Source organism: Nocardia sp. NPDC056952, from assembly GCF_042674185.1.
In the GTDB taxonomy this organism is placed as follows: domain Bacteria; phylum Actinomycetota; class Actinomycetes; order Mycobacteriales; family Mycobacteriaceae; genus Nocardia.
This window is the reverse complement of the sequence record NZ_JBHURA010000016.1, coordinates 65762-75431: the sequence shown is the minus strand read 5'-3', so window position 1 is coordinate 75431 and position 9670 is coordinate 65762. Positions and strand designations below refer to the sequence as shown.

9 protein-coding genes and 1 riboswitch are annotated in these 9670 nt (G+C 67.9%); of the genes, 8 read left to right on the top strand and 1 reads right to left on the bottom strand.

Annotated elements, in window-relative coordinates; genetic code table 11:
- The first annotated feature begins 142 nt into the window (after nt 1-142).
- The 3 genes from ACFTS5_RS32785 (at nt 143) to ACFTS5_RS32775 (ending at nt 1866) form a co-directional block, all read left to right on the top strand.
- Nucleotides 143-619, top strand: a complete 477-nt coding sequence (locus tag ACFTS5_RS32785) for a YbaK/EbsC family protein (protein WP_378638846.1) — start codon at nt 143-145, stop codon at nt 617-619.
- Between the two features lie 173 nt (nt 620-792).
- Nucleotides 793-1260: a flavin reductase family protein gene (locus tag ACFTS5_RS32780; protein WP_378638843.1), complete on the top strand. Its 468-nt coding sequence runs from the start codon at nt 793-795 to the stop codon at nt 1258-1260.
- Nucleotides 1261-1314: 54 nt separating this feature from the next.
- Nucleotides 1315-1866, top strand: coding sequence for a Uma2 family endonuclease (locus ACFTS5_RS32775; RefSeq protein ID WP_378638840.1), 552 nt, complete (start codon nt 1315-1317; stop codon nt 1864-1866).
- A gap of 5 nt (nt 1867-1871) precedes the next feature.
- On the opposite strand, the gene ACFTS5_RS32770 is transcribed toward ACFTS5_RS32775, so the two are convergent.
- A complete protein-coding gene (locus ACFTS5_RS32770) occupies nt 1872-3188 on the bottom strand; it encodes an aminotransferase class V-fold PLP-dependent enzyme (protein ID WP_378638838.1) in 1317 nt (438 codons plus the stop codon).
- Between the two features lie 41 nt (nt 3189-3229).
- A riboswitch (SAM riboswitch) is annotated at nt 3230-3344 on the bottom strand.
- 172 nt (nt 3345-3516) lie between these two features.
- On the opposite strand from ACFTS5_RS32770, the gene ACFTS5_RS32765 reads away from it, so the two are divergent.
- The 5 genes from ACFTS5_RS32765 (at nt 3517) to ACFTS5_RS32745 (ending at nt 9600) form a co-directional block, all read left to right on the top strand.
- Nucleotides 3517-4272, top strand: coding sequence for a class I SAM-dependent DNA methyltransferase (locus tag ACFTS5_RS32765; RefSeq protein WP_378638836.1), 756 nt, complete (start codon nt 3517-3519; stop codon nt 4270-4272).
- A 184-nt stretch (nt 4273-4456) separates the two neighbouring features.
- On the top strand, nt 4457-5587 hold the full coding sequence (locus ACFTS5_RS32760) for an AAA family ATPase (protein WP_378638833.1): 1131 nt from the start codon (nt 4457-4459) through the stop codon (nt 5585-5587).
- 24 nt (nt 5588-5611) lie between these two features.
- Entirely contained in the window at nt 5612-7807 is a 2196-nt protein-coding gene (locus ACFTS5_RS32755) for a S8 family peptidase (RefSeq protein WP_378638830.1), read from the top strand.
- Nucleotides 7800-9056, top strand: a complete 1257-nt coding sequence (locus ACFTS5_RS32750) for a hypothetical protein (RefSeq protein ID WP_378638827.1) — start codon at nt 7800-7802, stop codon at nt 9054-9056. Before ACFTS5_RS32755 ends, ACFTS5_RS32750 begins: the two co-directional genes overlap by 8 nt.
- 109 nt (nt 9057-9165) lie before the next feature.
- Nucleotides 9166-9600, top strand: a complete 435-nt coding sequence (locus ACFTS5_RS32745) for a MarR family winged helix-turn-helix transcriptional regulator (RefSeq protein WP_378638824.1) — start codon at nt 9166-9168, stop codon at nt 9598-9600.
- Nucleotides 9601-9670 lie beyond the last annotated feature (70 nt).

Below are 9670 nucleotides of genomic sequence, written 5' to 3'. Positions count from 1 at the left end.
GGGTTGTGGTGGTGTTTCGGCGCCGCCGCGTCCCCCCCCCCCCGCCCACCCCCCCCCCCGGGACCGGCGGGGCCGCGAACTCGAGCACGCCAGTGCTCCAGTTACACAGCACATTTCCCGCAATCGCCCTACTCTGGATGACATGCGCAGGTCGTCATTGCCGCCGGTCGCATGCCGGGTCGCGGAAACTCTCATCGCCCGCGGGCACCACGGCGTCATCGTCTGCCCCGAGACGCCGGCTTCCACCGCGGCCGACGCCGCCCGCACCATGGGCGCCCAGCCCACCGCGATCCTCACCGCCCAGGTCTTCCTCCTCGACGATGACCCCGTCCTGCTCCTGGTCGCCGGCCATCACCGCGTGGACCTCGTCCGCACCGGCAAACGCCTCGAGGGCACCCTCACTCCGGCCCCCACCGCCCTGGCCGAACGCATCACCGGCCAGCCCATCGACGGCACGGCTCCCCTCGGTCACCCCACCAACCTCCCCACCTGGGTGGACACCGCCCTCGCCGCCCACCCCGAAGTCTGGGCAGCGGGCGGCCACCCGAACACCGTGTTCCGCACCAACTTCCGCGAAATCGTCCGCATCACCGCGGGTCTGCCGATTGATATCGACTGAATTCGGGTGCCGTTCCCGACCGTGTGAGTTGGATCAAACGGACACAGCGAACATGAGGACGCACGCCGGACGGGCGTAAGTTGGGGGCGGTGGGCGATGTGCAACCTTCTGAGACCGGACTGGTCGTTCCCGATGATCTGAGCGGGATAACGGCTGAGCAGTATCGGGCCTCTATGCGGCACTATCCGGCCGGCGTCACGGTGGTGACGCTCGGAGCCGAGAGTGGACCGGTGGGGTTCACGGCCACCTCGTTCGCCTCCCTGTCGCTGGAACCGCCCCTGGTGTCGTTCAATATCGCGCACACCTCATCGAGCATCGACGCGTTGCGAGCCGCGGACTCGGTGGTGATCCATTTCCTGGGCGAACACCAACAACACCTGGCCCACCGCTTCTCGCGCACCGCCGCCGACCGCTTCACCGACCGCGCCCTCTGGACCACGCTCGACACCGGTGAACCGGTCCTGCACGGCACCCCCATCTGGCTGCGCACCACCCTCCACAAACTCATCGACCTCGGCGACCACACCCTCGCCGTAGGCCTGGTCACCCGAGTCCACGACCAAACCGAAGAGTCCCCCTCCGCGGCCCCGTTGCTCTACTACAACGGCAAATACCACCGCCCCACCGCCCTCGACACCTGATCAGAGCGTCTATGTCAGCCGATTGCCCACCAGCTACAGCTAGTGTTTGGTCCGGTGAGCGAGGCATACGACTGGTCGTGGTTGCGCGCCGGTGTTCCGGGTATCGACCTGGACATGTATTTGGCGATGCCGGAAGACCTCGCTCGGGTGATCGAGGTCAAAGACGGCCTGCTGGTGCATCGCGACTCACCTTCGCCGAATCACCTCGCCATCGCCGACGTGATCAAACAGTGCCTGCGGGAAGCGATCCGGAAACGCGCCACCGGGCAGCCCTGCCTGAAGGCCAGCGGCGAACTGGACATGCTGGTCTCGGAGGTTCCGTTCAATTTCCGCCGCCCCGACGCCATCGTGTATCGCTGTATCGAAGACCCCCGCGACAAGTGGAAGACCAAGCCCACAGCAGGGGACACCCTGTTGGTGGTCGAAGTGGTTTCACCAGCGACGGTTACCGCCGATTGTGTGGACAAGCGAGCGGAATACGCGCGCGCGATCGCCATCACTGATCCGCTCGGCGTCACCATCACCTGGGACGCCCTCGACGGGGAACGAATATCGGCCGCCGAGAGCAGGTCTCGACGGCCGACGTCCGGTGAATCTCGCCTGTGACGAGTTCAGCCGATCAGGCAGGGAGCGGCGCCTTCGGGGGAAGAGGCGCTGAGGGGACGGGTTTCGGGGGTCGGGTTCCAGTGGCCGTCGGTGGCGGCGTAGTTCCAGGTGGGCCCGTGGCTGACCAGGGTGGCTACCGCGCTGATCAAGCGGTCTACGTCGGCGGCGGTGGTGCCGAGGCCGATGCTGGCGCGGAGGGCGGCGTCGAGGCCGAGGCTCGCGAGGAGGGGGTGCGCGCAGAAGCGGCCGTCGCGGACGCCGATGGCGTGCTCGGCGGAGAGGTACGCGGCGACTTTGCCAGGGGCGACATCGGCGATCGTGAAGGCGACGATGCCCACACAGTCGGGGCTGTCGGACCAGATACCGACCAGGTCGACGCCGGGGATCGCGGACAGGCCGTCACGCAGCCGGTCGGCCAGAAAGCGCTCGTGCGCGACGAGTTCGGTGGGGTCGATGGCGGCGAGCGCATCGCAGGCGGCGGCAATAGCGGCCGCGCCCAGGACGTTCGGCGAGCCGGCTTCGTGCCGCTGCGGCGCGCACGCCCATTCGACCTCTGTCACACCGACATTGCGCACCGCACCACCACCGGCCAGGTAGGGCTCACCCTCGTCCAGCCAGTCCCGCCGGCCGACGAGCACACCCGAACCGAACGGCGCGTACAGCTTGTGCCCGGAGAAGGCGAGGTAGTCGATCCCGGTCTCGCGCAGGGAGATCCGGCGATGCGGAGCCAGCTGAGCGGCGTCGACGAGGATGCGCGCACCACACAGATGGGCGATGGTCGCGAGCCGTTCCAGCGGCAGCACCTCACCGGTGACGTTGGACGCACCGGTCACCGCCAGCAGCGCGGCAGGCTTGCTGCACAGCTCGGCGACGACACGCTGAATCGTCTCCTCGACCGTGGCGGCGGCCCGCACGACGCGACGACCGTGCTTCGCCCACGGCAGGAAGTTGGCGTGGTGCTCGATATCGAGTACCACGGTCTCCCCCGGCACGCACCCGGCCAGCAGGTTCAGCGAATCGGTGGTGTTACGCGTGAACACCACGACCTGGTCGTCGTCGGCGTCGAGGAACCGGGCAACGGACCCACGCGAAGCCTCGTAGCACTCGGTGGAGATCCGCGAGGCGTATCCCGCGCCCCGGTGCACGCTGGCGTAGAACGGCAGCAACTGCGAAATCCGGTCGGTGACCTGCTTCAACGCCGGCGCACTCGCCGCGTAGTCGAAGTTGGCGTAGGAGCTGGTGCCGCCCTGAACGAGCGGAACCTGCAGGTCGGCACCGGAAACGGCGGCGATGGCACAGGTGGGGTCGATTACAGCAGTCATGACGAAATCCCGTCGGCTCAGGGACCCGCTCCTGAAGAGGTGGCCCGCGCTTGCCGCGCCCAATTCGGACGTCAGCCTGGTCGTCACCCGGAGCACCCCACCGCGGAGGAGGGTTGCCGACCAGCAAGCCGGGGCTGAACGCTGGTACTCGTGACCTGCAACGAGAGTGACAGACGACCACCGGACCTGTCAACCACCGATCGTCGGTGCGCTCCGAGTCGACCCGGACCACCCCCGAGATCTCCCGGTTCGGCGCGGCGGCCGGGCCGTCGCGGCCGCAGCGGGAAATCGGTTGTCCACGTGCGCTTTCCCTTGTGATACTCCGGGGATGCCTGCCTTCGCCGATTTCGACCGGCGCAACTACCCCACCGTCGATGTCGCCACCGGTTACGACGGCTGGGCCGATACCTACGAGCGCACCGTGATGGACGAGATGGACGCGGCGCTGCTGGATCGGCTTCGCCGCCCGGATTGGGCGGGAGTGCGACAGGCGGTCGACCTGGGTTGCGGAACGGGGCGAACCGGCGCGTGGTTGCGCAGCCGCAGTAGCGCCGAGATCGACGGCGTCGATCTGAGCGCGGGCATGCTGGCCCGTGCCCGCGCCCGCGGTGTACACCGCACACTCACCAAGGCCGACGTGTGTGCCACCGAATTACCAAGCAGCACTTACGATCTCGTGATCTCCTCACTGATCGACGAACACCTGCCGGACCTGCTCCCGTTCTACACCGAGGCCGCGCGGCTGGCTGTCCCAGGAGCCACGTTCGCCCAGATCAGCTACCACCCACAGTTCATGATGGTCACCGGAATGCCGACGCACTACACCCCCGCTGGGGGCGATCCGATCGCGATCAGCACCCACCTGCACCTGCTGAGCGAGCACATCACCGCGGGCACCGACGCGGGCTGGGTCCTCACCGAAGCGGCCGAGGCCCTGGTCGACGACGCCTGGCTCGCGGCGAAACCCAAGTGGGCCCACCTGCGCGGCCACCCGTTCACCATGGCACTGGTCTGGACGCTCGGCGGCATAGGCGCCGCGCCGCACGCTTCGAGGCACGCCCGAAACGAAGGGAATCGCCCATGAGGGGACGTGGCGGAACTAGCATCCGACGAAGGGAATCGCTGCGCTGAGGGCTCGGCAGATCAATGTGGCGCTGCGGGTGGGGTCCGATGTCAAACCGGTACACAAGGGGTGAACTTTGCCCGTGATGGACGCCGTACGATCGAGTGAAGCGAAAATAGTCCACGTAGTTGATCGGAAGAAGACCATGTCACACGCCTTGAGCTCCACTTCGGCGGACGTGAGCGCCGATCTACCCGACGAATTCGTCCACCTGGCCAGGTTGGCGCTCGCCGGGCGCGAGCAGGATGTCGCAATGTTCGTGCGCCGGGCCGCGCGCCGCCACCGGCACGCCAGTCCCGAACTGGCCGATGCGCTGATCGCGCTGCTGCGCCAGAACCCCACGCGCGCCAATCCCCTACGCGCGGAGGTGGATACGCCGATTCCGGTCGACGGCGACAGCCGGCTGCCGCTGCTGCGGGTGATCCCGCCCGGCTCCACCGCCGAAGTGCCGATCCTGGCCGCCGAAACCTATGACGTGCTCACCCAGATCGTCGACGAACGCAAGCAGGCCGACCGGCTGGCCGCCGCCGATCTGACCCCGGCCCGCAGCTTGCTGTTCGTCGGTCCGCCCGGCGTCGGCAAGACGATGGCCGCGGCCTGGCTGGCCCACCAACTGTCGCTGCCGCTGGTGGTCCTGGACTTGGCGACCATCATGAGCAGCCTGCTCGGCAAGACCGGCACCAACCTGCGCCATGCCATCGACTACGCCAAGCAGCGGCCGTGCGTTCTGCTGCTCGACGAGCTCGACGCCATCGCCAAGCGTCGCGACGACGATCGCGACGTGGGCGAGTTGAAGCGGCTGGTGACGGTACTGCTCCAGCAGATCGACGACTGGCCGACCGGCGGGGGCCTGGTCATCGGCGCGACCAACCACGCCGATCTGCTGGATCCGGCCGCGTGGCGGCGCTTCGATGTGAGCGTGGAGTTCGCGCTGCCCGAGGCCGAGCAACGCTGCGAGGCGATTCGCCGGTTCGCCGGGCAGCCACTGCCCGACGGCGCCGTGGACGCGGTGGCGCTGGCGTCGAAGGGCTTGTCGTTCAACGATATCGAGCGCGCGATGCTGCGATTGCGCAGGCGTTGCGTGCTCGAGGACCAGCTTCTGCCCGGGCTGATGGCCGAGCATTCCGCGCGACTGGCAGCTGAACTTCCCAAAACGGATCGGTTACGGCTGGCACAGACGCTGACGGGCGTGTCAGGCTTGTCTCAGCGCCAGATCAGCGCGCTGACGGGGGTGTCGCGCGACACCATTCGTGGTTTCACGCATCGACGGGAATAACGTGGCAGCTGGGGGGATTCACCGGTGGCGGGACCGCGATTTCTGATCGGCTTCGGTGAACGACTCACCGCGCCCATCTCCCCCAGCAGATCGGGCGGCTCGCCGCCGCCCCCGTACACGGTGGCGCAGGCGCGAGCCCGACTCGCGCCGATGCTGAGCGCGGCCACCTCGAGTGCGGACGCGTTGCCGAAAACGGCCTGCCCGGAGGACGAGACGGTCACGGCTGTCACCCTGCATCCGCAGTACCTGTCCATAAGTGGTTATCCCACAAGACTTCTCACATCGATGCAGTTGGATCCGCTGGGCAGCAGGCCGGTGGCGATCGCGCCGGAGCACGGCAAACCGCGGGCGAGCACCCTGCTGTTCCTGGCAACGACCCGCGTCAATCTGCAGTTGCTCACCGAGCGGATCACTGCCGACGCACCGCTGGGCGGCGCCGAGATCGGTATCGTCAGCCTGGCGGAATTCCGGCTCAACAACGCCGCCGACAGGCTCAGACTCGCAGCGGAACCGCGTAATTCGGAGACCGTCGCCGAATTGGTGCTGCACTCCGGTCGCGACATCGCCCTGCAGGGTCTGCTCGACTTCTCCCGCGATCTCGATCTCGACGTGGCCATCGACCGCCGACTCGACAACGGTGGTCTGGCCTTCGTCCCCGTCACCGGAACCCACGCCGCCATCGCCGCACTCGCCGGCTACTCGTTCACCAGGGTGATCCGCCGCATGCCGCGCATGCGCACCCAGCTCGGGCGCGACACCACCACCAGGACAGCGCTTTCGACGTTCCGCCCGGCCTTGCCGACGACCGAGCCGACCGACCGGGAACTCACCATCGCGGTCTTCGACGGTGGCATCCCCGCACGCACCCCACTGACCCGCTGGGTCGACGCCCACACCTTCGCCGACAGCGCCGCGCCGCAGCGCACCTATCTCGACCACGGCCACCGCGTCACCTCGGCGCTGCTGTTCGGCAGCGTCGACCCCGTCCAGCCGGTCCCGGTCCCCTACGGCTACATCGACCACTACCAGGTGCTCGACGAGGACACCGACGACGACCAGTGCGAGCTGTACTCGGCCATCGAGCGCATCGATACCGTGCTGCGCCAACGCAAATACGAGTTCGTCAATGTCAGCATCGGCCCCGAACTCCCCATCGAGGACGACGAAGTGCACGCCTGGACCGCGTTCTGGGACGACTACCTCAGCGACGGCACCACGCTGGCCACCATCGCGGTCGGCAACAACGGCGAGGCCGACAGACCGAGTGGCAACGCGCGCGTCCAGGTTCCGGCCGACAGCGTCAACGCGCTCGCGGTCGGTTCATCGGATCGGGTGGGAGCGCAATGGAACCGTGCGCCGTACTCCGCGATCGGGCCGGGCCGCTCCCCCGGCACCGTGAAGCCCGACCTGCTCGCCTTCGGCGGCAGCGATCACGAACCGTTCCACGTCGTCGGACCGGACGGCACCGCAGTTCCCGACTCCGGCACCAGCTTCGCCGCCCCGATGGCCCTGCGCGCCGCGCTGGGCGCCCGCACCCTGTTCGGCCCGAAACTCGGTGCGCTCGACCTGAAGGCCCTGCTCGTGCACACTGCCGAAAGACGCACCAGTTCACCGGATTCCGACTCAGGACACGGCCGTATCGCCGCCACCCTGGCCGACATGGTTCTGTGCGGCGACGGCGAAGCCAGAGTGCTCTACCAGGGTGAACTCACCCCCGCGAAATACCTGCGCGCCCGGATTCCGCTGCCCGCGGCGCTTCCCGCCGGCATGGTCCGCATTCGAGCGACTCTGGTCTTCGCTACCCCGGTCGACCCCGCCGACCCAGGCAGCTACACCCGCAGCGGCCTCGACGTCACGTTCCGTCCGCATGACGAGCGGTTCGCCGAACCGACCAGAATCCACCCGGATTCGGCCCCGTTCTTCCGCGCGACCGAACTCGACCCCGAGGCCGTGCTGCGCCGTGACTCGCACAAGTGGGACACCGTCCTGCACGCCGAGCGGAGCAAGCGCGTCAACAGCCTGCGCAACCCGGTCTTCGACATCCACCACACCGCCAGGGAATCCGGCCATCCCACCGTCAACGCACAGCCGATCCGCTACTCGATGGTGATCACAGTGCGCCACGCCAAGGTCGACGACCTGTACGAGCGGGTGCTCAGCGCCTATGTCACCCAGCTCGAAGCGCTTCGCCCGACGATCGAGATCCCACTCGATGTCTGAGTTCCCAGCGGAGATCTTCGTCGACCCGATCGCGGCGCGGCGGCTGAGTTGTCAGAGCGTTTACCGGCTGCAGCACCTGGGCGCGCGGCTGTTTCCGTGGCAGGAGGAGACGTTCACCGAGATCCTGCTCGGCCATCTCACCGGGGTGGACTACCGCATCGACGCGCCGTGCCCCGATTGCGTGCCGCCGCGGGGGTGCACGTCGTGGGGGTCGGCGACGCAGGCGGCAGGATCGGGCGGGCTCCGGCTGCTGACGCGACCGGAGGAGGGCGGTAACCGGGCCCGTGGCAGGCGCGGAGTCGGTGCGGATTTCATCTACAGCGTGCAGGACCCTTCGGGTGCAGGCGAAGTGCGGTTACTCATCCAGGCCAAGCGGGCCAGACAGGGTGAACCGATCAAATCGGCTGCCCTGCCCTCCGCGCAGCGAGCCGATCTACAGGACGCCGCAGAGCATTTCGGCGCCACCGCGTACTACCTGTTCTACGCCGAGTCCGAGTCGGCGCACGTCGGTCACCTCACCCGCTGCGCCGAGCACACCAGCCCGTCGGATACCTCGATCGTGATCGTCCCCGCACAAGTCCTCACCCGCGCGTTCGACGAGGAGAAGCGGGGTTCGATCGCGGCGGATCTCGTCTTCGCACTCGGCCGCACCCTGCTGTGCCTGGACGGTTGCGCCCCCGCACCGGGCCTGTCGGCCTTCGATCGCGTTCTCGGCTTCGTCCGCGAGGACAATCCCGGCTACCAGCCCGTGGACCCGGCTACGCGACTGCCCGGCACGCCGGCCGTCACCGTCATCGGCACACGCGCCAAACCGCCCCGGCGGCCGCCGTCACGCCGCGTGACCCGCGCGGGCCACCAGGTCGGCGACGGCGAGATCCTGTGGGTCGACCTGAGCGCCGCCGACCGTTGGGCACAGGCGGGCAGCTCCTCGCCCATGACGGAGCGCAGCTGGTACGACGGCGTCGATGCCGATCGATTGCGCGAGCGAACCAGCAAGTACTGGCGACTCGCGCTGCACCGGGCTGTCGCGGTGCGGTACGTCGCGGCCTGGGCCGAAGGTGAAGTTCGCGCGGTCTACCGCGTCCTCGACGATTCCCTGGTCATCCACCACGACCACGGCGGCAAGATCTCGTTCGAGCTCGCCCATCTCGATCCCACCTCGAGCATCCACGCTCAGGTCCGGCGCCGCGCCGAGACCTATCAGTCCGCGCGCTCGCCACGCGCACGCAACGTGGTCGGCTACCCCTGACCGATTGCCCCGAGTTGCCTGATCACACCCAGTTTCCAACCATCTATGCACCCCATGATAGATACCCGAGATGATTGGGCAACTCCACTATTTGCTAGAGTTCGCTCTCATGTCCACGAACACGAACTCCGTCCGCGGCCTGCCGCGCTACCCGGTGTACGCGCTCGGACGGCTCACCAAGGCGCTGCACGCCGAGATCGGCTTCCCGTTGCGCGATCACTGGGTGCTCACCTTCATCGAGGAAAACGCCGACCTGACGCAGAAGAAGGTGGGCGATGCGCTCGGTATCGACCGCAGTGAAGTCGTCCGCCTCATCGACGCGCTGGAACGCGCCGGCCTGGTAGAACGCACCCGCGACGGCAAGGATCGCCGCAAATACCGGCTGCGGATCACCGAGGCCGGGCGCAAACAGTGCAAACGCACCGACAAGCTGATCGCCGAGGCCACCGCCCGCGTGCTGAGCAGCCTGGACGAAGACGAACAGCGGACGCTGCACCGGCTGACGGTCACCGCCCTCGGCGAACTGCCGGAATCACCTTCGTGAACAGCGCCGACGGCACGCCTTTCGCTGCCGTCCGGCAACACCCGCACCGAGTACCGTTGGCATCTGGTGA